Below are 24,255 nucleotides of genomic sequence, written 5' to 3'. Positions count from 1 at the left end.
CACCCACCGATCAGGGGGCCCGTACGCATGGTGTTCCACAGCGAGTTCGCGGATGTTCCGGCCGTCTCCCTCCCCATCCACGACGCCGTCCTCGGGCGGGCCGCCGAGTTCGGAGACCTCCCGGCGCTCGTCGACGGTGCGGCCGGTGCGGCCGGTGCGGCCGGGGCGGGGGAGCTGACGCTCACGTACGGCCAGATCGACGTCTTCCACCGGCGGATCGCCGCGGGCCTCGCCGAGGCGGGCGTCCGCCAGGGGGACGTGCTCGCCCTGCACAGCCCCAACACCGTGCTGTTCCCCGTCGCCTTCTACGCCGCCACGCGCGCCGGGGCGGCCGTGACCACGGTGCATCCGCTGGCCACGCCGGAGGAGTTCGCCAAGCAGCTGCGGGACTCCTCCGCGCGGTGGATCGTCACCGTGTCGCCGCTGCTGGCGACGGCACGGGCGGCGGCCGAACTCGCGGGCGGCGTCGAGGAGGTCCTCGTCTGCGACACGGCCGAGGACTGCCGCTCCCTCCAGTCCTTCCTGGGCTCGACCGCGCCCGAGCCGGTCCTGGACATCGACCCGGCCGCGGACCTCGCCGCCCTCCCGTACTCCTCCGGCACCACCGGCGTCCCCAAGGGCGTGATGCTGACCCACGCCTCCATCGCCACCAACCTCGCCCAGCTCGAACCGCTGATGCCGATGGGCCCGGGAGACCGGATCCTGGCCGTGCTCCCGTTCTTCCACGTGTACGGCCTGACGGCGCTGATGAACGCCCCGCTGCGGCGCGGCGCGACCGTGGTCGTGCTGCCCCGCTTCGAGCTGGACGGCTTCCTCGCCGCCATCGAGCGGCACCGGATCAACGCCCTCTACGTGGCCCCGCCGATCGTCCTCGCCCTCGCCAAGCACCCGGCGGTGGCCGACTACGACCTGTCCTCGCTGCGCTACATCGTCTGCTCCGCCGCCCCGCTGGACGCGGCCCTCGCCGAGGCCTGCTCGGCCCGGCTCGGGCTGCCGCCGATCCGCCAGGCTTACGGCATGACGGAGATGTCCCCGGCCACCCACCTGGTCCCGCTCGACGCCGTGAACCCGCCGCCCGGCACCGTCGGCAAGCTGCTGCCGTCCACCGAGATGCGGCTGGTCGCCCTCGACGACCCGGCGCGGGAGGCCGGACCGGGCGAGGAGGGCGAGATCGCCTTCCGCGGTCCGCAGGTCATGCGGGGCTACCTGGGCCGGCCCGAGGCCACCGCGGCCATGATCGACGCGGACGGCTGGCTGCACACCGGCGACGTCGGGCGGGTCGACGAGGACGGCTGGCTGTACGTCGTCGACCGGGTCAAGGAGCTCATCAAGTACAAGGGGTTCCAGGTCGCCCCGGCCGAGCTGGAGGCCCTGCTGCTCACCCACGAGGGCATCGCCGACGCGGCCGTCATCGGGGTCGCGGACGAGGACGGGAGCGAGATCCCGAAGGCGTTCGTGGTGCGCCAGCCCGCGGCGAAGGAGCTGACCGGCGACGAGGTGGCCGCCTTCGTGGCCGAGCGGGTCGCCCCGTACAAGAAGATCCGCCGGGTGGAGTTCATCGAGACGGTGCCGAGGGCAGCGTCGGGGAAGATCCTCCGCCGAGAGCTGCGAGAACCGAGGGACCGCGCATGAGCCAGAGCCAGAACCTGATCGAGGCATCCACCGACCGGGGCGTCACCACGCTCGCCCTGGACTCCCCGGCGACGCGCAACGCGCTGTCGGCCCCCCTGGTCGCCGAGCTCGCCGACGCGCTGAGCGCCTGCGGCAAGGACCCGGCGGTGCGGGCGGTGGTGCTCACCCACACCGGCAGCACCTTCAGCGCGGGCGCCGACCTGAAGGCCCCGCCCGGGCCGTACGCCTTCGTGGACCTGCTGCGACAGATAGTGGAGCTCCCCAAACCGGTCGTCGGCGTCGTCGAGGGCCACGCCCGCGCGGGGGGCCTCGGGCTGCTCGGCGCGTGCGACATCGTGGTGGCCTCGGACGCGGCGGACTTCGCGCTGACGGAGGTACGGATCGGGGTCGCGCCCGCCGTGATCTCGCTGACCCTGCTCCCCAAGCTGGACCAGCGGGCGGCGGCCCGCTACTACCTGACCGGCGAGCGCTTCGGGGCGGCCCAGGCGCGCGCGATGGGCCTGGTGACCGCTCCCGCCGCCGACCTGGACGGCATCCTCGACGGGCTGCGCGGCGCCTCCCCGCAGGGGCTGCGCGCCTCGAAGCGGCTGGTCACGGCTAGAGTCCTGGAAGCCTTCGAGCGGGACGCGGAGGAGCTGGTCCAGCTGTCCGCGTCGCTGTTCGCCTCGGCCGAGGCACGCGAAGGGATGACGGCCTTCCTCGAACGACGGGACCCAGCATGGCGGCTCTGACCGGCCCGAAGCAGGACAGGAGCCGCGCCACCCGGCAGCGGCTCCTGGAGGCCGCGGTGTCCTGCCTGGCCGAGCACGGCTGGGCGGGCTCCACGGTCGCGGTCGTCGCCGAACGGGCCGGCGTCTCCCGGGGCGCCGCCCAGCACCACTTCCCGACCCGCGAGGACCTGTTCACGGCGGCGGTCGAGTACGTCGCCGAGGAGCGTTCCCAGGCCCTGCGCGAGCTTCCCGCCGTCGGCCGCCAGGAGGCCGTAGCGGCCCTGGTCGGCCTCTTCACCGGCCCCCTCTTCCGGGCCGCCCTCCACCTGTGGGTGGCCGCCTCCGACGAGGACCAGCTCCGCGCCCGCGTCACCGAGCTGGAAGCCCGCGTGGGCCGCGAGTCGCACCGCATGGCCGTCGCGCTCCTCGGCGCCGACGAGTCCCGCCCGGGCGTCCGCGAGTCCGTCCAGGGCCTCCTCGACATGGCCCGCGGCCTGGGCCTCGCCACCCTCCTCACCGACGACCGGGCCCGCCGCGATCGGGTCGTCGCCCAGTGGGCCCGGCTCCTGGACGAGGCGCTGGGCTGAGGCGGGGCGGCCGGGGACGGGCGGGGACCCGGCCCCGGCCCGGGACGGGCCCCGTCCCGGGTCCGTCCGTACGACCGGCACGGACGGGCCCGTACGGCGGTCACGCGGGCCCTCCCCGGGCGCTCGTGACGCGGGCCACAGCCACCCCCGCGCGCCCGCAGTACGCTGGTCGCATGCTTTCGCTCGTACGTCGCCGCCACGTGGACCTGCTCCGCGTCGCGAGCATGGGCTGTCCGGGTCGTCACTGACCCCAGGCCCCACCCATCGCCCCGTTCGGAACGACACGGCACGACCTGCCACGCATCCGGAACCCGGGCGCCGTACACCCCCGCGGACGCACACCATGAGTTACACCTCGCAGCTCCCCATCGTCGACCTCTCCGCCGCCGACCGAGGCCCGCAGGCCCGCCGGCTGCTCCACGCGCAGCTCCACTCCGCCGCCCATGACGTGGGTTTCTTCCAGCTCGTCGGGCACGGCGTGACCGAGGCCGAGACGCGGGCGCTCACCGGCGCCATGCGGGCCTTCTTCGCGTTGCCGGAGGCGGACCGGCTCGCCCTGGACACCACCAACTCGCCGCACTTCCGCGGCTACACCCGGATCGGCGACGAGCGCACCGCGGGCGCCCGCGACTGGCGCGACCAGCTGGACATCGGCGCCGAGCGGCCCGCGCACGTGCCGGGCCCGCAGGAGGCCCCGTACTGGTGGCTCCAGGGCCCCAACCAGTGGCCCGTCGCCCTGCCGGAGCTGCGCCTCGCGGCGCTGAACTGGATCGAGCGGCTCAGCGGCGTCGCCGAGCGGCTGCTGCACGAGCTGCTGACGTCGATCGGCGCCGCGCCCGACTTCTACGACGACGCGTTCGGCCCGCGCGCCCACCCGCACCTGAAGCTGGTCCGCTACCCGGGCAGCAGCGGCGAGGGCGACGACCAGGGCGTGGGCGCGCACAAGGACTACGGCTTCCTGACGCTGCTGCTCCAGGACCACGTGGGCGGGCTCCAGGTGGAGCGGGAGGACGGCGTGTTCCACGACGTGCCGCCGCTGCCGGGCGCGTTCGTGGTCAACCTCGGCGAGCTCCTGGAGGTGGCGACGGACGGCTACCTGGTCGCCACCAACCACCGCGTGGTGTCGCCGCCCGGGGCGACGGAGCGGTATTCCGTGCCCTTCTTCTACAACCCGCGGCTGGACGCCCGGATCGCCCCGCTCCAGTTCCCGTACGCCGCGGCGGCGCCCGGGGTCACGACCGACCCGGCGAACCCGCTGTTCGCCGAGTACGGTCGCAACGAGCTGAAGGGCAAGCTCCGCGCCCATCCGCTGGCGGCGGCCCGCCATCACGCGGACCTGCTGCTGGGCCGCGACCGGTCGGCCGGGCCGGCCCAGCCCGCTCAGCCCGCGATGTCCTCGTAGCCCTCGATCTGACGGGGGTCGCGGACGCCCGGGCCGGTGTAGCGGGCGGACGGGCGGACCAGGCGGCCGGTGCGCTTCTGCTCCAGGATGTGCGCCGACCAGCCGGCCGTGCGGGCGCAGGTGAACATCGACGTGAACATGTGCGCCGGGACCTCGGCGAAGTCCAGGACGATGGCCGCCCAGAACTCGACGTTGGTGGCGAGGACGCGGTCGGGGCGCCGGTTGTGCAGCTCCTCCAGGGCGGCCTTCTCCAGCGCCTCGGCGACCTCGAAGCGCGGCGCGGCCAGCTCCTTGGCCGTGCGGCGCAGGACGCGGGCGCGGGGGTCCTCGGCGCGGTAGACGCGGTGGCCGAAGCCCATGAGCCGCTCGCCCTTGTCGAGGGCCTGCTTGACGTAGGCGGTGGCGTCGCCGGTGCGCTCGATCTCCTCGATCATGCCGAGCACGCGGGAGGGCGCGCCGCCGTGCAGCGGGCCGGACATGGCGCCGACCGCGCCCGAGAGGGCCGCGGCGACGTCGGCGCCGGTGGAGGCGATGACGCGGGCGGTGAAGGTGGACGCGTTCATGCCGTGCTCGGCGGCGGAGGTCCAGTAGGCGTCGACGGCCTTGACGTGCTTCGGGTCGGGCTCGCCGCGCCAGCGGACCATGAAGCGCTCGACGACGGTCTCGGCCTTGTCGATCTCGCTCTGCGGGACCATGGGCAGCCCCTGGCCGCGGGCCGACTGGGCGACGTACGACAGGGCCATGACGGCGGCGCGGGCGAGGTCGTCGCGGGCCTGCTCGGCGGAGATGTCCAGAAGCGGTTTGAGGCCCCAGACCGGCGCGAGCATCGCGAGCGCGGACTGCACGTCGACGCGGATGTCGCCGGAGTGCACCGGGATGGGGAAGGGCTCGGCGGCGGGCAGACCGGGGTTGAAGGCGCCGTCGACCAGCAGGCCCCAGACGTTGCCGAACGAGACGTGACCGACCAGGTCCTCGATGTCGACCCCGCGGTAGCGGAGCGCGCCACCCTCCTTGTCGGGCTCGGCGATCTCCGTCTCGAACGCGACGACTCCTTCGAGCCCCGGTACGAAGTCAGACATGAGGCGGCTCCTCTATAGCGATGTGTGCGGTGCATGCGCTGTGCGGTGTCGCATGCGGTGCCTGATCGATGATCAATCATTAGGTCGGGCCGGTTGGCGGGACGTAACAGTGATCCAGCCGATGAGTCTGTACGGTTCCGATGATGCGGGGAAGCGTGACATCCGGCACACTGCGCCGAATCGGCGATGAAGGATTAGCCGCCCGCGGTGCCGGGCAGACTCGGGCGCTACGGCAGGATGGCCCCGTGACCGACGCCCTCGATCCCGCCGACATGCGCGAGCAGTACCGGACCATGGAACTGACCGTGGCGGACCTCGCACCCGAACCGATCGAACAGTTCTCGCGCTGGTTCAAGGAGACCGCCGCGACCCCGGCGATCCACGAGCCGAACGCGATGGTCGTCTCCACCGCCACCCCCGACGGCCGCCCGTCCTCGCGCACCGTGCTGCTCAAGCACTACGACGAGGGGGGTTTCGTGTTCTTCACCAACTACGGCTCGCGCAAGGGCCGGGAGCTGACGGACAACCCGTACGTCTCGCTGCTCTTCCCGTGGCACCCGATGGCACGGCAGGTCATCGTGACCGGCCGCGCGGTCCGGACCGGGCGGGACGAGACGGTGGCGTACTTCCGCACCCGCCCGCACGGCTCGCAGCTGGGCGCGTGGGCCAGCCACCAGTCGACGGTGATCGGCTCGCGGGCCGAACTCCTGGCCCGCTACGAGGAGCTGGCCGCGCGGTACCCGCAGGACGAGCAGGTGCCGGTGCCGCCGGAGTGGGGCGGCTTCCGGGTGGTGCCGGAGACGGTGGAGTTCTGGCAGGGCCACGAGAACCGGCTCCATGACCGGCTGCGGTACGTGCGCGAGGACGCCGCCGGGGGCACGACCTGGCAGGTGGAACGCCTCTCCCCGTGAGGGGCGGGCCCCGGGAAACGCAGACGACCCGTGGGCCTTGGTCCCGTCCGCTGCAGTTCGGACGGAAGCCGGCCGGACTGACCGGCGGCCCACGGGTCGGGTGACTGCGATTGTTTCGGCAGAAGGCCTGCCGAGGTGCACAAGAGTGCGACGGCAGGCCTTAGCCCGCAGTCACCTCACGAGTCCGAAAAGAAACCATTTTTTCGGATCACCTCCTTTCACGTGTGGCTTCACCTTAGGAAGCCGCGCGCCCCCGCTCAACCCATTTTCGGGAACGGGATTTTCGGCAACGGGCTGTGTCCTGGGTCACGTTTCCAGTTGAATGAGGCGGGGGGTGTCGAATGAGTGCTTCGACGGGTTCTGCCAGCGACACGGCGCGGGTTCCGGGGGTGCCGGGGGCGGACCTGCTGGCCGCCCTGCTCGACGGGATGGACGCGGCGCTGTGCGCGCTGGACGTCGACGGGACCGTCACCCACTGGAACCGCGAGGCCGAGCGGATCCTCGGCTGGTCGGCCGGGGAGGCCGTCGGCCGGCGGGGCTTCGACGGCTGGGCCGCGCGCAGCGCCGACGCCGAGGAGACCCTGGCCCGGCTGATGCGGGCGATGACCGCGCCGGGCCGCCAGGTGCACGAGTTCGCGCTGCTGCGCAAGGACGGCGGGCGGGTCCTGGTCCGCACCCAGACGGCGGGCGTGCGCGGGGCCGACGGCGGGCCGGCCGGGGTGTACTGCGCGTTCAGCGAGGTGCACGTCCAGGTCGACCTGGAGCGCTCCATCGCGCTGAGCGAGGCGCTGTTCGAGGACGCGTCCTGGGGCGTCGTCCTGGTCGACGTGGACCTGCGCCCGGCGGTGGTCAACGCCTACGCGGCCCGCGCGCTGGGCACGGCCCGCACGACGCCGCTCGGCCGCCCCCTCGGGGAGATCGTCACGCAGGGCGTCGAGCAGCTGGAGGCGGCCCTCCAGCACGTCCTGGCCGCGGGCGCGCCGCCCGAGCCGGCCGACCTGTGGGTGACGCTGCGCGGCCCGCGCGGCGACCGCCGCCGCTGCTGGCGCTCCGGCTTCGTCCGGCTCGCCTCCCCGCTCGCCGAGGCGCCGGAGCCGGTCCCGCTGGGCGTCGGCTGGCTCTTCCAGGACGTGACCGAGGCCCGTCTCGCCGCGCAGGAGGCGGACCGGCTGCGCTTCCGCTGGAGCCAGCTGCACCGCGCGGGCGCCGCGGCGGCGGAGTGCGAGGACCCGAGGGAGGCCGCCGCCGTCCTGCTGGACTTCGCGCTGGCCGGCTTCGCCGACCACGTCCTGGTCGACCGGACCCTCCCGGACGGCCGCCTGGCCCGCGCCCTGGCGACTCCGGCCGGAGCCCCGGGCCCGGTCACCCCGGCCGTGACGGGCGGCATCCCCCTCCCGTACCCGCCGTCCCACCCGGCCCTCCAGTCCCTGAGCCGCCAGGGCCCGGCGAGGGCGACCGCCACCCCCGACACACCCGACTGGTCCACCGCCCGCCTGTGGCCCCCCGACATGGCCCACGCCCTCTGCGTCCCCCTCCGCAGCCGCGCCCGCACCCTCGGCATCGCGACCTTCCTGCGCTCCCCGTCCCGCCCGGCCTTCGCGCGGGAGGACGCGGTGTACGCGGAGACGGTGGCGGGGCGGGTGGCGGCGGAGCTGGGCCGGGCCGGTGGACCCGAGGCCTGACGCACGACGAGGGGGTGGTGGCGAGTTCTCGCCACCACCCCCTCGGTGCGTCTCCGGCTCAGTGGCGGAAGAAGATGCGGTCCCCGTACTCCGTCATCACGCGGCCGTTCCACTCGTGGCCGCCGTCCACGTTGCCCGAGCGGAGGAGGGGCGGCTCGATGCCGAGGCGGACCAGTTCCTCGGCGGCGGCCGCCATCGTGGCCTGCATGAGGGCACTGGTGACGACGGTGGAGGCGGGGGCGAAGGGGGCCTCGATGCCCTCGTGGGTGAGCTCGGCGTCGCCGATGGCGATCTTCGAGTCGAGGACGACGTCGCAGTGGTCCTTCAGGTAGGTCCCCGAGACGTGCCGCGACTTCGTCTCCGTCGCGTACGCCACGGAGGTGACCCCGATGACCGTGAGGCCGAGGGCGCGGGCGTTCATCGCCATCTCGACCGGCAGGGCGTTGCGGCCGGACAGGGAGATGATGATCAGGACGTCGCCGGCCCGCGCGGGGGAGGAGTCCAGGACGGCGCCGGCCAGTCCGTCCACGCGTTCGAGGGCGGAGCCGAGGGTCGCGGGCATGACGTCCACGCCGACGACGCCCGGCACGGCCAGCAGGTTCATCAGCGCGAGACCGCCCGCGCGGTAGACGACGTCCTGGGCGGCGAGCGAGGAATGGCCCGCCCCGAAGGCGAAGAGCCGGTTGCCCGCGGCGACCGCCCCGGCGATGGCCTTCCCGGCCTCGGAGATCGCGTCCGCCTCCTCGTCCCGCACCTTCTGGAGCAGGCCGATCGCGGCGTCGAAGAACTGTCCGGCCAGCTTGCTCTCGCCCATGGCGGCGGCTCCTTCTCGTCGTGGTCGCCGATCACGGTGCGGTCTGGACCATTGCTCTGTCAATACCGCCGCACCCCGGCACGCCCCGGTTGTCGGCGCGATGCGTCAGAATTGGTGCAGGGCCAGCGCACGACTCATCGAGGGGCACGTATGTCCGGACTGATCGACACCACGGAGATGTATCTCCGCACCATCCTTGAGCTCGAAGAGGAAGGTGTGGTCCCCATGCGCGCCCGGATCGCCGAGCGGCTGGACCAGAGCGGTCCGACCGTGAGCCAGACCGTGGCCCGCATGGAGCGCGACGGCCTGGTGGCCGTCGCCAGCGACCGCCACCTGGAGCTCACGGACGAGGGCCGCCGCCTGGCCACCCGCGTGATGCGCAAGCACCGGCTCGCCGAGTGTCTGCTCGTCGACGTGATCGGCCTGGAGTGGGAGCAGGTCCACGCGGAGGCGTGCCGCTGGGAGCACGTGATGAGCGAGGCCGTGGAGCGCCGGGTGCTGGAGCTGCTGCGCCACCCGACGGAGTCGCCGTACGGCAACCCGATCCCGGGCCTGGAGGAGCTGGGCGAGAAGGCCGAGGCGGAGTCCTTCCTGGACGACTCGATGGTCTCGCTTGCCGACCTGGAGGCCGGCGGCGAGGGCAAGACCGTGATCGTCCGCAGGATCGGCGAGCCCATCCAGACGGACGCCCAGCTGATGTACACGCTGCGGCGTGCAGGTGTGCAGCCGGGTTCGGTCGTCTCCGTGACCGAGTCCCCCGGCGGCGTCCTGGTGGGCAGCAGCGGCGAGGCGGCCGAGCTCGACGCCGAGGTCGCCGCGCACGTCTTCGTCGCCAAGCGCTGACCGCCGCCGTGCGCCGACGGGGTGCCCCTCGGGGGTCGGCCCCGTCCCGTCCCCGTCCCGTACGGGCCCGTTTTACGGCGGAATCGCCACGCCCACGCCCCCGCCCGTGCCACGCTGGGGGGATGAGGGCGGTCCTTCATGCGTATCGCGCCACCGCGACAGAAAGCCCCGGCGCCCTGAGGCGCCGGGGCCTGTCCTCCCCTGTGCTGACCCGGAGCCCCGAGCTCCCAGGGTCATTCCCCACGGACCGTTTTCCCCGAGCGGTCCGCCTCCCGCTCAAGATCTCCCCTCGGCAGCGCCCGCCAATCCTTGAGCGCCGTCACTCGAACGAGGGGTGTTGAGCGGCAGGAGCGCATTTTCGAATACGGGTTCGATAGTCTGGCGCAGTTCCAAGGGAAAGAGGGGGTGCCGAGCAGCATGGTGCGACGACTCGACGTCACCGCGGCCGACGGCGTACGCCTGGCGGCCTGGGACTTCACGGAGGACACCGCCCCGCGGGCCGCTGACGGCTCCGGGGTCTTACTCCTCCACGGGCTCATGGGGCACGCCGCCCACTGGGCCCGCGCCGCCGGCTGGCTCGGCCGGAGCCACCGCACGGTCGCCCTCGACCAGCGCGGCCACGGGCGCAGCGAGAAGCCCGAGGCGGGCCCCTTCACGCGCGAGGCGTACGTCGCCGACGCGGCGGCCGTCGTCGAGCGGCTCGGCCTCGGCCCCGTCACCCTCGTCGGGCACTCCATGGGCGCCCTCACCGCCTGGCAGCTCGCCGCCGAGCGCCCCGACCTGGTCCGCGCCCTCGTCATCTGCGACATGCGCGCCTCCGCCCTCGGCGCCGCCTCCCAGCGCGAGTGGCAGGACTGGTTCCGCCGCTGGCCCGTCCCCTTCGCCTCGCTGGACGCGGTGCGCCAGTGGTTCGGCGACGCGGACCCGTGGGTGGAGCGGCCGCATCCGGCCCGCGGCGAGTTCTTCGCCGAGGTGATGACCGAGCAGCCGGACGGCTGGCGCCCGGTCTTCGACCCGGCCCAGATGCTCACCTCCCGCGAGACCTGGGTCCACGACGCCCACTGGGAGTCCCTCGCCCAGGTCCGCTGCCCGACCCTCGTCGTCCGCGGCCTCGACGGCGAGCTGGGCCGCGCCGAGGCGCAGGAGATGGTCCGCGTCCTGCCCCGCGGGGCGTACGCGGAGATCCCCGACGCCGGGCACCTGCTGCACTACGAGCACGCCGATGCCTGGCGCGAGGCCGTCGAGCCCTTCCTGGAGGGTGTCCTGACGTCCCGGCAGGCACCGGCGCCGGGTTCGTAGGACCACCGGTCTATAAGATCACCGGCGGGCGCCGATCGGGCGTCAGACAGCCAGCGACGTCGGACCCGGAGGTCCCCATGCAGCTCGCCCGCCGTACGGTCCTGCTCGCGGCCGGAGCCGCGTCCGCCGCCCTCGCGGTCGCCGCCCCGGGCACCGCGGCCGCGGCCGGCCCCCTGCCCCCGGCCGGTCCGCACACCGGTGACAACCCCGTCGTGCGGGAGAACCTGGCGGAGGGCTCCGACGAGTGGGGCATCGGCCCCCCGCGAGACCTGTGGGGTCGACCCGCGCCACCCGGAGATCCAGGGGTACGCGGCCGCCGCCTCGGTCGAGCCCGGCCAGGACCTCGCGCTGCGGGTGTCGGCCCGCGGCGAGCGCACCTGCACGGTCGAGGTCTACCGGCTCGGCCACTACGGCGGCGACCGCGCCCGCCACCTGCTGACCGCCGAGGACGTCCCGGCCGACGGCCGGACCTGGAAGACGCGGGTGCCCGCGAGCTGGGTCTCCGGCCTCTTCCTCGCCGTCCTCACCACGTCCGGAGGGCACCGCGCCTACACGCCGTTCGTGGTCCGCGAGCCCGCCCGCCGCTCCGACGTCCTGGCCGTCGTCCCGCTGAGCTACGCCGGCCGGCGCCCGTACCCGGGTCTCGGCATGCCCGGAACCCTCGGTACGGACGCCAGCACCGCCCGCTGGCTGGAGGAGGCCGGGTACGACGTCACGTACGCGACCGAGGAGGACGTCCGCAAGGGCCGCGTCCGCCCGGCCCGTTACGGGGCCGTCGTGCACCCCTCGGCGACCGCCCTGCCCCGCCCGCTCGCGCTCGCCGAGCCCGGTCACGCGGACGAGCGGACCCGGAGCGAGGCCGCCGCACTCCTCGACGGCCTGCTCGACTAGACGTACCCGGGTACGGGGAGGGCGTCAGCAGACCCAGAAGCCGGCGTCCGCCCCGACCCAGCCCACCAGGCTGCGCTCGTCCCAGATGGTCACCTTGCCGTCCGCGGCCACCTCGAAGCGCACCGCCATGGTGTCGCCGTTGACGGCGCCGCCGCTGACCACGCCGAGCAGCCGCTGGGTGCGGTTCGGCCGGACCCGCTGCGGCAGCGTGAAGAGCACCTCGCCCTGGCCCCACGCGGTGCCGTCCGCCTTCGACATCGAGAAGTGCAGGTGCACCTGGTCGCCGGCGATCCGGTACTGGGGAACGTAGTTGGCGCTGTTCGGGGTGTAGGCCGCGGAGTCGTAGGGGATCTCGACCCACGGGTTCGTGCCCGGGTACGGGAAGCGGGCCACGTTCAGCTGGCGCACGCCGGAGACGCGGCCGGCGATCCCGAACGCCAGCGTGCCGTCGTACACGCATATGCCCTCGGGCTCGCGGTACTCGATGCCCGGGAAGGCGCCGACGCGCTGCGACTGGAGCACCGTCCCGGTGGCCCAGTCGGTGCACGTCACCAGGAAGTTGTCGACGCCCTGGTCGCCGTACAGGTGGTACACGTAGTCGCCCAGGCTCGTGAAGCCCTGGAGCGTCTTGCCCGAGGCCTCGAAGGCCACCGAGCGCACCCGCTGGAACGTCCCGGTGGCCGCGGCCCCCAGGTCGTACGCGTCGATGCCGCCGACCGCCGTCGGCGAGGCCACGTTGTTCGACTGCCAGCGGACGACGAGCTGGTGGCGGGTCGGGTCGATCGACGCCGAGACCCGGTACACGCCCGTGCGCGGGGTGCGCACGACGGACGCCTCGGACGCGTCGGCGGTGCCGTTCGGCACGTACGGGATGCGGGCGAGGGCCGTGGCCCAGCCGCCGTTGGGCACGGCGCCGGTCCAGAGGTGGACCCCGGCGGCGGTCCGCTCGACGCAGAGGCCGGTGCCGTGTCCCGATCTGCCGATGTACATCTTGTCGACGATCGCGCCGTCCACGCTCAGCCGGGTGACCGTGACCCGGTCCATATCCTCCGGCGTGCCGTCGGGCTGGCACACGTACCAGAGCTGGTCGGTGGTCTCCCAGAACACCGACTGCGCCACGCTGACCGGCGAGGCGAGGGTGGCGCCGACGAGCAGCGGGGGCGTGCCGGCGGAAGCGAGCTTGATCAAGTGACGTCTCCTCAAAAGTGGCAGGAGAGGCCGAGCCTACGTTCCGGGCCCCGGAGGATGGCATGGGCGTCGGGACAGTCCCGGGCGGGGCGCCCGCGGCTGTCCGCCCCGTGATCGCCCCGCGGCCGTCCCGGCGCCGCGCCCTCCGCTCAGGTCTAGGCCAAAGGCGCAGGTCAGGGCCGGTAACCGGTCGCCGTGTCCCCGGAACCGGCCATACCTCCACGGGCTCCGTTGACGCCCTTTCCCGCCTCCGCCAAGCATTGCGTGTCCATGCCAGCAACGGAGATCGAGGTATCACGTGTCGGGCATACGCCACAGACGCAGGCACTCCATCGCGGCCGGCCTCGCCGCCGCCATCGCTCTGTTCCTGATCCCCACCGCCGCCACCGCCCAGGCGGCGGGGGCTCCCCGCAAGGGCGCCGACCCGGCCGCCGCGGTCGAACACGCCGTACCGGCGGGCGAGTCCGCGCGGCTCGCGGAGTACTGGACCCCCGAGCGGATGGCCCGCGCCGTCCCGTTCGACCTGGCCGACCGCACGCCCAGGGGCGGCCAGGCCGCCCCGCAGGCCCCGGCGGCCCCGCGGAAACCGACCGGCCCCGCCGCCACCGGCTCCGACCCGGTGGCGGGCCACGCGCCCGCGCCCGGCGGCATCAGGATCAGCGTCACGGCGACGCGGGTCGTCGGCAAGGTCTTCTTCACCGGCTCGGACGGGAAGGACTACGTCTGCTCGGGTTCGGCCGTCAACAGCACCAACAAGAACATGGTGTTCACCGCCGGGCACTGCGTCCACGGCGGCCCCGGCCAGTCGTGGAACTCGAACTGGCAGTTCGTCCCGTACTACGACCACGGCAACCGCCCCTACGGCACCTGGTGGGCCGAGACGCTCGTCGCCTTCAACGGCTGGACGCAGAGCGGCAACTTCGGCTACGACCTCGGCATCGTCATCACCTCGCCCAACTCCAGCGGTGAACTGGTCAACGCCGTGGGCGGCATGGGCATCCAGTGGAACTACCCGAAGGACCGCTACGTGACGTCCATGGGCTATCCGCAGGCCCCGCCGTTCGACGGGCAGTGGCAGTACTTCTGCGCCGCCACCAGCTCCCAGCGCAGCTGGTGGACCACCGACCAGATCAAGATCCCGTGCAACATGACGGGCGGATCGAGCGGCGGCCCCTGGATCTTCGGCAAGGACGACAACGTGTACTACAGCGGCTGGGTGAACGGCGTGAACAGCAACGTCGACAGCGCGACCGCCCCCACCGAGATGCGCTCGCCGTACTTCGCCACGTGGGTCGGCGACGCCTTCAACACCTACTCGAACTACTGATGAACCGGTCCGCACGCGCGCCGCGCGGCCCGCTCGCCGCAGCCGCCGTCAACGCCGTGCTGCTGGCCGGCCTGCTCGGCCTGCTCGGTCCGCTCGCCGGGTGCGGGCCGGAGTCCGGGGACCCCGGGGGCAGCCGGACCCACTCCGTGGACCCGGGCGGCGACCACGTCATCGAGAGCGGTGCGCCGGACATGCCGGTGGACCCCTGAGCGACCCGCGCACGACGAGGCCGGACCCCCGCGGGGTCCGGCCTCCTCGCGTACCGCGGGCGTCAGAACCCGAAGACCGTCCGCTCGCCGGTCTTCTCCCGCAGCTCGCACGTGTTCCCGTACCGCGCCGACCAGTTGACCCGCTTGCCCCGCCAGACCCCGGAGCCGGTGACCACGACCGGGTCCCACTCGCGGGTACAGGGGCGCTGCCCGGGCGAGCCGGCCGCGAGCCGGGCCAGGTCGCCGCCGACCGCCGCCAGCTCCGAACAGGCCGCCGCCGGGGCGGGGTGGGTGCCGCCGGGGGTGGGGGAGCAGACCAGGGTGACCGCGCGGTCGACCGTGGCCGTGGCGGCCCGCTCGCCCTTGCCGACGGTGAGGACGAGCGCCGAGGGCGGGTAGAGCCCGGCGGGCGCGGCCTCGGCTTCGCTCGTGACCGCGGTGGCGATGAGAGCGAGGCCGGTGGTGGTGGCGAGCGCGGTGGCGCCCAGGGTCCGGAAGTAACGCACGGGGGTGTCCCTTCGCGTGGGTGTGCGGATACGGACGGGAGTCTTGTCGACGCGGAGGGTGATCGCACAATCGCTCACCGCTTTCCGGCCGTACGTGCGAATCGCGGCCTACCGACCGGTAGTTCGGGCAGCTCGGGGCGGGTGTGCGGGGGTGTGGCGAGGTCCTTGATCGACTCGGATGGGATGGCGGTTCAAGCGAGAACGACCGTCTGACCTGGGGCGATCCGGAAAATGTTCCGAGTTGGAGCATTCTCGCCCGAGTTCGATCGACTGGAACCCTCCGTTCAGAGTCCGGCGATGCGCCGTGACACGCCCTCGGATGTGATCCGGGCCACAACGTGTCACAGGAGCGGGCCCCCCGGTGTCTTGTGCCCGAACCGCCCACCACGGAGGAGACACCATGAACGCGCACACCACCGCCCCCGCCCACGTCGTCGTCATCGGCGGCGGCTACGCCGGCGTCATGGCCGCCAACCGGCTCACCGCCCGCGAGGACGTCACCGTCACGCTGGTCAACCCCCGCCCCTCCTTCGTCCACCGGATCCGCCTGCACCAGCTGGTCGGCGGGACCGACCCGGCCGTCATCGCCTACGAGGACGTCCTGGCCGAGCGGGTCCGGCTGGTGGTCGACTCCGCGACCCGGATCGACGCGCCCGGACGGGGCGTCGAGCTGGCGGGCGGCGGCACCCTCTCTTACGACTACCTGGTCTACGCGGTGGGCAGCGGCAGCGCCGACCCGAAGGTCCCCGGGGCCGCCGAGTTCGCGTACCCGATCGGCACCCTGGAGGAGGCCGAGCGGCTGCGCCCGGCCCTCGACGCCGTCCCCGCCACCGCCCCGGTCGTCGTCGTGGGCGCCGGACCGACCGGCATCGAGACGGCCGCCGAACTGGCCGAGGCGGGCCGCACCGTGACCCTGGTGTGCGGCGGCGTCCTCGGCCCCTACCTGCACCGGCGCGGCCGGCGCTCGGTCGCCAAGCGGCTGGCCGGGCTCGGCGTGACCGTGGTCGACGGCCCCGGCACCAAGGTGGCGGCCGTGCGCGAGGACGGCGTGCTGCTCGCCGACGGGCGCGAGCTGCCGGGCGCGCTGACCGTCTGGACCGTCGGCTTCGGCGTGCCGGACCTGGCCGCGCGCAGCGGGCTGAGCACCGACGCGCTGGGCCGCCTGCTCACGGACGAGACGCTGGCCAGCGTCGACGACGACCGCGTCATCGCCGCCGGGGACTCGGCCGCGCCCTCGGGCCTGCCGCTGCGGATGAGCTGCCAGGCCGCGATCCCGATGGGCGCGCGGGCCGCCGACACGGTCCTCAGCCTGATCGCCGGCGAGCGGCCCGCCACGCTCAACCAGAACTTCGCCGCCCAGTGCATCAGCCTCGGCCGGGGCGCCGGCATCTTCCAGTTCGCCAACCGGGCCGACGAGGCGGTGTGGTTCCACATCGACGGCGGCCTGGGCGCGAAGCTCAAGGAGACCGTGTGCACGGTCGTCCCCAAGCACCTGGCCGACGAGGGCCGCAAGCCCGGTTCGTACCGCCTGCACGCCGGCTCGGGCGGGCCCGCCCGAGCCAAGGCGCTCCAGACCGCCGGCGCCCCCGTCCCCGCCCCCGCGCTCGCCGGCCGGAAGGGCTAGCGCGCCATGTGGCACGACTACCAGGATGTGATCATGAACGATCACGGGGACACACCGGCCGACCTGGCCGAAGCCGACACGGCGACCGACGCCTTCGTCGCGCACCGCAACCTGCTCTTCACCGTCGCGTACGAGATGCTCGGCTCGGCCGCCGACGCCGAGGACGTGCTCCAGGAGACCTGGCTCCGCTGGAGCAAGGTCGACCTGGACACGGTCGACGACCGGCGCGCCTACCTGGTCCGCATCACGACCCGGCAGGCCCTCAACCGGCTGCGGTCGCTGAAGCGCCGGCGGGAGGCGTACGTCGGGCAGTGGCTGCCCGAGCCGCTGCTCACCACGCCGGACGTGGCCGAGGACGTCGAGCTCGCCGAGAGCGTGTCGATGGCGCTGATGCTCGTCCTGGAGACGCTGTCGCCGACCGAGCGGGCCGTCTTCGTCCTGCGCGAGGTCTTCGAGGTCGACTACGAGGAGATCGCGGCCGCCGTCGACAAGACCCCGGCCGCCGTCCGCCAGATCGCCCACCGGGCCCGCAAGCACGTGGAGGCCCGCCGCCCCCGCAAGACGGTCTCCGTGCGGGAGGCCCGCACGGTCCTGGAGTCCTTCCAGCGGGCGCTGGAGAGCCGGGACCCGCAGCAGCTCCTCGACGTGCTCGCCCCCGACGTCGTGGTGCTGAGCGACGGCGGCGGCATCCGGCGGGCCGCGCTCCGCCCGATCATCGGCTCCGACAAGTTCACCCGCCTGTTCCTCGGCGGCTCCGCCAAGGCCGGCGTCACGGTCACCTGCCAGCCCACCGTGCTCAACGGCAACCCGGCGCTCGTCATCCTCGCCGACGGCGAGATCGACGGGGTCATGGCGATCCGCGCCGAGGAGGGCCGGATCAGCGGCCTCTACTACGTCCGCAACCCGCACAAGCTCACCCGCGTCGGCGAGGCGACCCCGCTGACCCGCTGACCCTCTGACGGACCCACGGGCACACGAAAGGGCCGGGCTCCTCCGCGAGGAACCCGGCCCTTCGCCGTGTGCGCACGGCCGGCCCCGTGGGACCGGCCCCGTCGCCCGGCTAGCCCTTGCTGACCGCCGCCAGGATCTCCGGCAGCCGGCCCGACACCCGCGGGGCGGCCAGCTTCAGACCGGCCCAGGTGATCAGCCCGCCGTACAGCACGCCGCCGGGCAGCAGCAGCCACAGCAGGTCCTCGTGGTCCGCGAGGTGCAGGAAGAGCGTCAGGCCGATCACGGGGGCGCACAGCACCGCCGCGGAGACCATGCCGCCGAAGATGGAGATCCAGGCGAGCCCGCCCTGCCCCGGCGCGACGTTCTTGTACGCGCTGTCCTGCGGGATCGAGTACGGGAAGGTCGCCGAGGCCACCGCGCCCGTCGCCATCATCGCGCCGAGCAGCGCGAAGGCCACGCCCAGCGCCTCCGGCAGCTGGTGCCAGGCGTCCAGCATCCCCGCCGTCACCGCCGTCACCAGCGCCGTGTAGGGCACGGTGACGGTCAGCAGCGCGAGGGCCCGCGCGCGCAGTTCGGCGTACGCGTCGGCCTTCGTCGCGATGGTCTGCGCGACCATCCAGAAGGCCGAGGTGTCCTGGCCGAACTGGTTGTACATCTGGATGCCGAGCATGCCGGAGGCGAAGCAGGCGAAGTAGATGGTGCCGGTTCCCTGCAGCGCGTTGAAGACCGGCACGATCGCGCCGATCGCCAGCGAGGTCACCCACGCGGCCTTCGTCTTCGGGTCCCGCCAGATGTAGCGCAGGCTGCGCTCCATCACGGTGCCCGTGCGCCCGCCCGGCAGGATCCGGCCCAGCAGGCCGGAGGAGGCCTTGTCCTTGGCCGGCTCCGAGGCCGCGCCGACCGTGGAGCCGTCCGGCTCGACCATCAGGCGCACCAGGCTCCGCTGCCACCAGTGGACCAGGCCGGCCAGCGCGGCGGCGGTGAGCAGCAGCTTGGCCGCGGCCACCGCGTACTCGCCCCGGGCCGCCGCGTCCACCGCGGAGATCGCGGAGGCCGGGGGCAGCCAGCCGACGACCCCGGCGGCCGGCTCGACCGCCGTCAGCCCGCCGGCCTGACTGAGCCGCTGGGCGCCGAAGTTGACCAGCTGCATGCCGACCGCGATCACGAGGCCGGACAGGACGGCGAGGTCACGGCCCTTGCGGGAGGTGAGGAGGCGTACGTTGGCCGCCGCCACCGAGCGCGAGAGCGCCACGCACACCAGCACCACCAGCGGTACGGCGAGGACGGCGGCGACCGTCCCGGCGGCGCCGTGCGCGAGGGCCAGGACCGCGCCGATGCTGACGATCAGGGTGAACACCGGGCCGACGCCGACCAGCGAGGCCACCAGCAGCGCCCGGACCAGCGGCCGGGGCCGCAGCGGCAGCATCACGAGCCGCGAGGGGTCGAGGGTCTCGTCGCCGCTCGCGATGAACAGCGGCATGACCGTCCAGGCGAGCGCCAGGATCCCGGCGAGCAGGACCGTGACGGTGGCCGCGTCGGTGTGGCCGCGCAGCAGCACGAAGCCGAGCAGCAGTACGGCGCCGAAGACGGCGGCGAAGACGACGGAGAAGACGTAGGCGGCCGTCCGGCCCCCCGACTGCTTCAGACCGTTCTTCAGCAGCGACAGCTTGAGCCGTACGAAGACGGAGGTCAGGGAGGGGACGGGCGGAGCGGCGGTGGTCATCGGCCCGAACCGCCCAGCCAGTCCAGGGACTCGCCGGCGTCCCGCCCGTTCGCGCCGACCAGCTCCAGGAACGCGGCCTGGAGGGACGGCGCTTCGCCCCGCACCTGCTCCAGCGGGCCCTGTGCGCGGATCTGGCCCGCGGCCATCACCGCGACCCAGTCGCACAGCGACTCCACCAGCTCCATGACGTGGCTGGAGAAGACGACCGTGGCGCCGGAGGCGGTGTAGCGCTCCAGGACGCCGCGGATGGTCTGCGCCGAGACCGGGTCGACGCCCTCGAACGGCTCGTCGAGGAAGAGGACTTCCGGGTTGTGCAGCAGGGCCGCGGCCAGACCGATCTTCTTGCGCATGCCGGTGGAGTAGTCGACGACCAGCTTGTGCTGCGAACCGGCCAGGTCGAGCACGTCGAGCAGCTGGGAGGCGCGCTTGTCGACCTCGGCGCCGGGCAGCCCGCGCAGCCGGCCGCTGTAGGCGAGGAGTTCACGGCCCGAGAGGCGCTCGAAGAGCCGCAGCCCCTCGGGCAGGATGCCGATCCGGGCCTTGACCTGGGCGACCGACTCGGGGTCGGCCCAGACGTCGTGGCCGGAGACCAGGATGCGTCCGTGGTCGGGGCGGAGCAGGCCGGTGATCATCGACAGCGTGGTGGTCTTGCCCGCCCCGTTGGGGCCGACGAGCCCGATGAACTTGCCCGCGGGCAGGACGAGATCGATCCCGTTCACCGCGATCTGCTGGCCGAAACGCTTCCACAGCCCCTCGACACGAACGGCGGGCACCGCACCGGATCCCGGTGCGTCGCCCGCCGTTTCGAACACTCCGTCAAATGCCTGGTCAGGCATCATGTTGCGTCAACCCTTCGATGGTCCCCGTCTGACGGGCACCACCTTACGGCCGCGCCTGATCCGGCCATATGGGCCGGAAGCCCCGAAGATCGGGCGGGAGCCGAAGAGCGGACGACGAGGGGATCAGGCCTGCCGGGCCCGGGCGTCCGCGGCCTCCCGGCCGCACGCGTAGGCCAGCGCGCTGATCAGCTCCTCCGCGTCCGGCAGCCAGCGGTTCGCCGCCGTGGGCTTGCGGGCCCACTGGACCGCCCCGAAGCCGCCGACCCGGGTCGGCGGGGCCGCCACGAAGTGCCCCTCGCCGCGCGTCACGAGGTCGATCGAGGAGGGCACCCAGCCCAGCTTGCGGACCAGGTCCGGCACCTTGGCCGCGGCGCCGGGCAGCACGAAGAAGAACATCCGGCGGTCCGGCGTGCAGGTCACCGGGCCGAGCGTCAGCTCCATGCGCTCCATGCGGGCCAGCGCGAGGAAGCCGGCCGACTCGGACACCTCCAGCGCGTCGAAGGTGCGGCCGGTGGGCAGCAGGATCGAGGCCTTCGGCTGCTTCGACCACATCCGCCGGGCCCCCACGGCGCTGCCCGTCGCCTGGGTCGACCAGTCGGGCCGCGCGGGGTGCGCGCCGGGGGAGGCGCACGCGTCCGCGCCGCAGGAGCAGCGTTCCCTGCCCTCGACCGCCTCCAGCCAGGTCCCGGGGAACACGTCCCAGTGCCGCTCTTCCGCGTACCGCACGGCGCTGTCCAGCAGCTGCTCGCCTCGCTGCTTGGGGATCTGTGCGGCTTCCGTGACTCCGATGGTCTCTTCCACGTCGAACTCAACTCCCGCCGTCACCTGGGGTTACGGGCGGGGCCGAGAGCGGTGTGGAGCATCGATCCTGCATGCGGGGCGCACGGTTGCACGGGCGGGGGCGCGCGCGGGGCAGGGGAGCGGTGGGCGGGTAGGGAGGAAACGGGAGGGCGTCGGTGTGACGTGTGCCCGGAGGCGCTCGCGACCGACGTGTCCGGTTTCGCGTGTTCACATCGGCATTGACCGGATATCTGCCGGGCATTGATCAGTCCTGTTGTTGATCACCGCACGGCCTCAGGGGGTAGTCATCATGGCAGCCAGGCCACTCGTCGCCCGCCAGCCCAACGAACGGCTGCAGGCGCTCATCCAGGAGGCCGCGTGCTCCAACGCCGGCCTCGCCCGCAGGGTCAACATGGTCGGCGCGGAGCGCGGCCTCGACCTGCGGTACGACAAGACCTCGGTGGCGCGGTGGCTGCGCGGGCAGCAGCCGCGCGGCCGGGCACCGGGCGTCATCGCGGAGGCGCTCGGCCGCAAACTGGGCCGCACGGTCACGATCGACGAGGTGGGGATGGCCAACGGCCGCAACCTCGCCTCGGGCGTCGGCCTCCAGTTCGCGCCGACCGTCCTCGGCGCCATCGAGCAGGTCTGCGAGCTGTGGCGCAGCGACGTGGGCCGCCGGGACTTCCTGTCCGGCTCCGCCGTCGCCGCCTCGGCGCTGGTCGAGCCCAGCCGCGACTGGCTGATCACCGGCGCCGACCCGCAGGTGGCACGGGCCGCCGGGGCGCGGGTCGGGCCCTCGGACGTCGCCGCGGTACGGGCGATGACCGGCGCGCTCGTCGACCTCGACCGGCGCTTCGGCAGCGGGCACGTACGGCCGGTGGTGGTCCACTACCTCAACAGCGTGGTGTCGGGGATGCTCTCCGGCTCGTACCGGGAGGCGGTCGGGCGGGAGCTGTTCGCGGCGGTCGCCCGGCTGACCGAGCTCGCCGGGTACATGGCCGTGGACACCGGCCAGCCCGGCCTCGCCCAGCGCTACTACATCCAGGCGCTGCGCCTCGCGCAGGCGGCGGGCGACCGGGCCTACGGCGGCTACGTGCTGGCCGCGTCGATGAGCCACCTCGCCGCCCAGCTCGGCAACCCGCGCGAGATCGCCCAGCTGGCGCGGGCCGCGCAGGAGGGTGCGCGGGGGCACGTGACGCCCCGCGCGCAGGCCATGTTCCTCGCGGCCGAGGCCCGCGGCCACGCGCTGCTCGGCGACATCTCCTCCTTCGAGCCGGTGGCGGGGCGCGCGATGGAGGCCCTGGGGCAGGCCGACCCGGAGTCGGGCGACGACCCGGACTGGATCGCCCACTTCGACGCCGCCTACCTCGCGGACGAGCTGGCCCACGGCCACCGGGACCTCGGCCAGGCGCGGGCCGCGGCCCAGGCGGCCCGGGAGTCGCTGGCCGGGCACCCCGAGACCCGGGCCAGGCGCCGCGCGATCGGCCTCGCGCTGCTCGCCACGGCGCAGGTCCAGCAGCGCGAGGTCGAGCAGGCCTGCCAGACGGGCACCCGGGCCCTCGAACTCCTCGCCACGCTGCGCTCCTCGCGGGGCATGGAGTACCTGGAGGACCTGCGCGACCGTCTGGAGCCGTACGCGGGGGAGGCGGTGGTGCGGGAGTTCGGGGCGAGGCTGGAGCTGCACGCGGCATAGCGACGGCTCCCGGGGGCGTCCTACGTCACACCTCTGTCACACGTGTGTGCGGGGCGCTGGGCGCACCCGGTAGCGTGAGCCGACGCTTCCGTAGGCACGCAGGTCCATCAGCAGGCATCAGTAGGAGTCCCGGTGACGCACAGCGGACAGGGGCCGGAGCAGCAGTATCCGGCCGCTCAGCCCCTCCCCCCTGAGGTGACCCCTGGCGGCTCCTCGGACGCCCAGGCCACGCAGTACCTGCCGCCGGTCCCGGCCCAGCCGCCGGTGGCCCCGCAGCCCCAGCCGGGCTACGGCTACCCGCCGCCGCAGCAGGCCCAGCCGCCGCAGGGCTACGGGTACCCGCCCGCGCCGCCGCAGCAGCAGCCCCAGCCGGGCTACGGCTACCCGCCCGCGCCGCAGCAGGCCCAGCACCAGGCCCCGCAGGGGTACGGCTATCCGCAGCCGCCCGCCGACGCGCAGGCCACGCAGTACCTGCCGTCGATGGCCGCCGACGCGCAGGCGACGCAGATGATCCCGCCGGTGGTGGCCGACGCCCAGGCGACGCAGATGATCCCGCCGGTCGCCCCGGGCCCCGCCGGTCCGGGCCCGGACATGCAGGCGACCCAGTTCATCGCGCCCGTACCGCCGCAGCAGACGCCGCAGGCCCCGTACGCCCCGCACGCCGCGCCCGCATCCGGTGAGCGGCCGCCGCTGGCCGACTTCGAGAGCCTCTTCCGGAGCGAGACGCCGCAGCAGGCGGCGGCCCCCGTGCCGCCCGTCGTGCAGCACCAGCAGCCGTCGGTCCAGCTGCACCAGCAGCCGTACCAGCCGCCGCAGGCGCCCCCGCAGCAGCCCCAGCAGCCCCAGCAGCAGTACGGCGGGGGCGGCTTCCAGGGGGCGTACTACGACGAGCAGGGGTACGACGAGCCCGAGCCGCGCCGCCGGAAGTCGCCGGTCGCGCTGATCGGCGCCGTCGTCGTGGGCTGCGCCGTGATCGGACTCGGCGCGGGCGCGCTGCTCAGCGGCGGGGACGAGAAGAAGGACGACCAGAAGGGCGGCCAGAACGTGGCCGCGAGCTCCTCCGCGCCGTCCGCCGGCGGCGGGACCGCCGACAAGCCCGCCGACCCGGCCGAGGCGCAGGCCAAGGAGCTCGACAAGCTGCTCGCCGACAGCAACAACAGCCGCGACGCGGTGATCCGTTCCGTCGAGGCGATCAAGACCTGCTCCGACCTCGACAAGGCCGCCGGCGACCTGCGCGGCGCCGCCGAGCAGCGGCGCGGTCTGGTCACCCGGCTGCAGGCGCTCTCCGTGGACAAGATCCCGGACAGCGGCGCGCTCACCGCCGCCCTCACCAAGGCCTGGCAGGCCTCGGCCTCCGCGGACGACCACTACGCGGCCTGGGCCGACCAGGCGAAGAGCAAGAAGGTCTGCAAGGGCGGCAGGGCCCGCTCGACCTCGCAGACGATCGAGGCCAACAAGAAGAGCGGCGAGGCCAGCGCCGCCAAGCGCGAGGCGGCCGGGCTGTGGAACCCGACCGCCGAGAAGTACGGACTGACGAAGCGCAGCCAGACGCAGCTGTAGGCGTC

Annotated in this window: 22 protein-coding genes; 15 read left to right on the top strand and 7 right to left on the bottom strand. The window is 73.8% G+C overall.

Features of this window, described 5'->3' with window-relative positions; all coding sequences use genetic code 11:
- Window positions 1–27 precede the first annotated feature (27 nt).
- The 4 genes from ABD981_RS17690 (at window position 28) to ABD981_RS17675 (ending at window position 4,331) form a co-directional block, all read left to right on the top strand.
- Complete coding sequence (locus tag ABD981_RS17690) at window positions 28–1,632, top strand: 4-coumarate--CoA ligase family protein (RefSeq protein ID WP_205628125.1); 1,605 nt, start codon at window positions 28–30, stop codon at window positions 1,630–1,632.
- Window positions 1,629–2,363 (top strand): enoyl-CoA hydratase family protein, encoded by a 735-nt coding sequence (locus ABD981_RS17685; RefSeq protein WP_046906578.1) that lies wholly within the window; start codon window positions 1,629–1,631, stop codon window positions 2,361–2,363. The genes ABD981_RS17690 and ABD981_RS17685 overlap by 4 nt, the downstream gene beginning before the upstream one ends.
- Window positions 2,351–2,929, top strand: coding sequence for a TetR/AcrR family transcriptional regulator (locus ABD981_RS17680; protein ID WP_046906579.1), 579 nt, complete (start codon window positions 2,351–2,353; stop codon window positions 2,927–2,929). The genes ABD981_RS17685 and ABD981_RS17680 overlap by 13 nt, the downstream gene beginning before the upstream one ends.
- A 343-nt stretch (window positions 2,930–3,272) precedes the next feature.
- A complete protein-coding gene (locus ABD981_RS17675) occupies window positions 3,273–4,331 on the top strand; it encodes an isopenicillin N synthase family dioxygenase (RefSeq protein ID WP_046906580.1) in 1,059 nt (352 codons plus the stop codon).
- Here ABD981_RS17675 and ABD981_RS17670 read toward each other — a convergent pair.
- Window positions 4,310–5,410, bottom strand: a complete 1,101-nt coding sequence (locus ABD981_RS17670) for a citrate synthase 2 (protein WP_046906581.1) — start codon at window positions 5,408–5,410, stop codon at window positions 4,310–4,312. The two genes, ABD981_RS17675 and ABD981_RS17670, sit on opposite strands and share 22 nt — an antisense overlap.
- A 272-nt stretch (window positions 5,411–5,682) precedes the next feature.
- Between ABD981_RS17670 and pdxH the strand changes: the two genes are divergently transcribed.
- Window positions 5,683–6,321, top strand: a complete 639-nt coding sequence (pdxH, locus tag ABD981_RS17665; RefSeq protein WP_046906655.1) for a pyridoxamine 5'-phosphate oxidase — start codon at window positions 5,683–5,685, stop codon at window positions 6,319–6,321.
- A gap of 341 nt (window positions 6,322–6,662) precedes the next feature.
- Window positions 6,663–8,003: a PAS domain-containing protein gene (locus tag ABD981_RS17660; RefSeq protein WP_046906582.1), complete on the top strand. Its 1,341-nt coding sequence runs from the start codon at window positions 6,663–6,665 to the stop codon at window positions 8,001–8,003.
- 58 nt (window positions 8,004–8,061) lie between these two features.
- Here ABD981_RS17660 and ABD981_RS17655 read toward each other — a convergent pair whose 3' ends face one another.
- A complete protein-coding gene (locus ABD981_RS17655; protein ID WP_046906583.1) occupies window positions 8,062–8,817 on the bottom strand; it encodes an SIS domain-containing protein in 756 nt (251 codons plus the stop codon).
- Between the two features lie 150 nt (window positions 8,818–8,967).
- On the opposite strand from ABD981_RS17655, the gene ABD981_RS17650 reads away from it, so the two are divergent.
- From ABD981_RS17650 to ABD981_RS17640, 3 genes are all read left to right on the top strand, one after another.
- On the top strand, window positions 8,968–9,660 hold the full coding sequence (locus ABD981_RS17650; RefSeq protein ID WP_046906584.1) for an iron-dependent transcriptional repressor DtxR: 693 nt from the start codon (window positions 8,968–8,970) through the stop codon (window positions 9,658–9,660).
- Window positions 9,661–10,077: 417 nt separating this feature from the next.
- Window positions 10,078–10,959 carry an alpha/beta fold hydrolase gene (locus ABD981_RS17645; RefSeq protein ID WP_046906656.1) on the top strand — a complete coding sequence of 294 codons (882 nt, stop codon included), beginning with the start codon at window positions 10,078–10,080 and terminating at the stop codon, window positions 10,957–10,959.
- A 198-nt stretch (window positions 10,960–11,157) separates the two neighbouring features.
- Window positions 11,158–11,850 (top strand): N,N-dimethylformamidase beta subunit family domain-containing protein, encoded by a 693-nt coding sequence (locus ABD981_RS17640; RefSeq protein WP_345529789.1) that lies wholly within the window; start codon window positions 11,158–11,160, stop codon window positions 11,848–11,850.
- Between the two features lie 24 nt (window positions 11,851–11,874).
- On the opposite strand, the gene ABD981_RS17635 is transcribed toward ABD981_RS17640, so the two are convergent.
- On the bottom strand, window positions 11,875–13,038 hold the full coding sequence (locus ABD981_RS17635) for a phage baseplate protein (protein WP_046906586.1): 1,164 nt from the start codon (window positions 13,036–13,038) through the stop codon (window positions 11,875–11,877).
- 298 nt (window positions 13,039–13,336) lie between these two features.
- Between ABD981_RS17635 and ABD981_RS17630 the strand changes: the two genes are divergently transcribed.
- Window positions 13,337–14,365 (top strand): trypsin-like serine peptidase, encoded by a 1,029-nt coding sequence (locus ABD981_RS17630; RefSeq protein ID WP_046906587.1) that lies wholly within the window; start codon window positions 13,337–13,339, stop codon window positions 14,363–14,365.
- Window positions 14,365–14,574 carry a hypothetical protein gene (locus ABD981_RS17625; RefSeq protein ID WP_046906588.1) on the top strand — a complete coding sequence of 70 codons (210 nt, stop codon included), beginning with the start codon at window positions 14,365–14,367 and terminating at the stop codon, window positions 14,572–14,574. The genes ABD981_RS17630 and ABD981_RS17625 overlap by 1 nt, the downstream gene beginning before the upstream one ends.
- A 62-nt stretch (window positions 14,575–14,636) precedes the next feature.
- Here the strand turns inward: ABD981_RS17625 and ABD981_RS17620 are convergent, their stop codons facing one another.
- Window positions 14,637–15,080, bottom strand: a complete 444-nt coding sequence (locus ABD981_RS17620; RefSeq protein WP_046906589.1) for a subtilase-type protease inhibitor — start codon at window positions 15,078–15,080, stop codon at window positions 14,637–14,639.
- A 400-nt stretch (window positions 15,081–15,480) separates the two neighbouring features.
- Between ABD981_RS17620 and ABD981_RS17615 the strand changes: the two genes are divergently transcribed.
- Window positions 15,481–16,704: an NAD(P)/FAD-dependent oxidoreductase gene (locus ABD981_RS17615; RefSeq protein ID WP_046906590.1), complete on the top strand. Its 1,224-nt coding sequence runs from the start codon at window positions 15,481–15,483 to the stop codon at window positions 16,702–16,704.
- A 33-nt stretch (window positions 16,705–16,737) separates the two neighbouring features.
- A complete protein-coding gene (locus ABD981_RS17610; protein ID WP_046906657.1) occupies window positions 16,738–17,655 on the top strand; it encodes an RNA polymerase sigma-70 factor in 918 nt (305 codons plus the stop codon).
- Window positions 17,656–17,764: 109 nt separating this feature from the next.
- On the opposite strand, the gene ABD981_RS17605 is transcribed toward ABD981_RS17610, so the two are convergent.
- The 3 genes from ABD981_RS17605 to ABD981_RS17595 all read right to left on the bottom strand — a co-directional run bounded on the left by ABD981_RS17605 (window position 17,765) and on the right by ABD981_RS17595 (window position 21,018).
- Window positions 17,765–19,378 (bottom strand): hypothetical protein, encoded by a 1,614-nt coding sequence (locus ABD981_RS17605; protein ID WP_046906591.1) that lies wholly within the window; start codon window positions 19,376–19,378, stop codon window positions 17,765–17,767.
- Window positions 19,375–20,214 (bottom strand): ABC transporter ATP-binding protein, encoded by an 840-nt coding sequence (locus ABD981_RS17600; RefSeq protein ID WP_046906658.1) that lies wholly within the window; start codon window positions 20,212–20,214, stop codon window positions 19,375–19,377. The genes ABD981_RS17605 and ABD981_RS17600 overlap by 4 nt, the downstream gene beginning before the upstream one ends.
- Before the next feature lie 126 nt (window positions 20,215–20,340).
- A complete protein-coding gene (locus ABD981_RS17595; RefSeq protein WP_046906592.1) occupies window positions 20,341–21,018 on the bottom strand; it encodes a bifunctional DNA primase/polymerase in 678 nt (225 codons plus the stop codon).
- Window positions 21,019–21,307: 289 nt separating this feature from the next.
- Between ABD981_RS17595 and ABD981_RS17590 the strand changes: the two genes are divergently transcribed.
- Both ABD981_RS17590 and ABD981_RS17585 read left to right on the top strand, forming a co-directional pair.
- Window positions 21,308–22,690, top strand: a complete 1,383-nt coding sequence (locus ABD981_RS17590; RefSeq protein WP_046906593.1) for an NsdA family TPR-like regulatory protein — start codon at window positions 21,308–21,310, stop codon at window positions 22,688–22,690.
- 132 nt (window positions 22,691–22,822) lie between these two features.
- A complete protein-coding gene (locus tag ABD981_RS17585) occupies window positions 22,823–24,250 on the top strand; it encodes a hypothetical protein (RefSeq protein ID WP_046906594.1) in 1,428 nt (475 codons plus the stop codon).
- Window positions 24,251–24,255: the final 5 nt, after the last annotated feature.

Source organism: Streptomyces showdoensis, from assembly GCF_039535475.1.
GTDB lineage: Bacteria > Actinomycetota > Actinomycetes > Streptomycetales > Streptomycetaceae > Streptomyces > Streptomyces showdoensis.
Note: the sequence above shows the minus strand (reverse complement) of the source record. Positions and strands in the feature narration are given on the sequence as shown.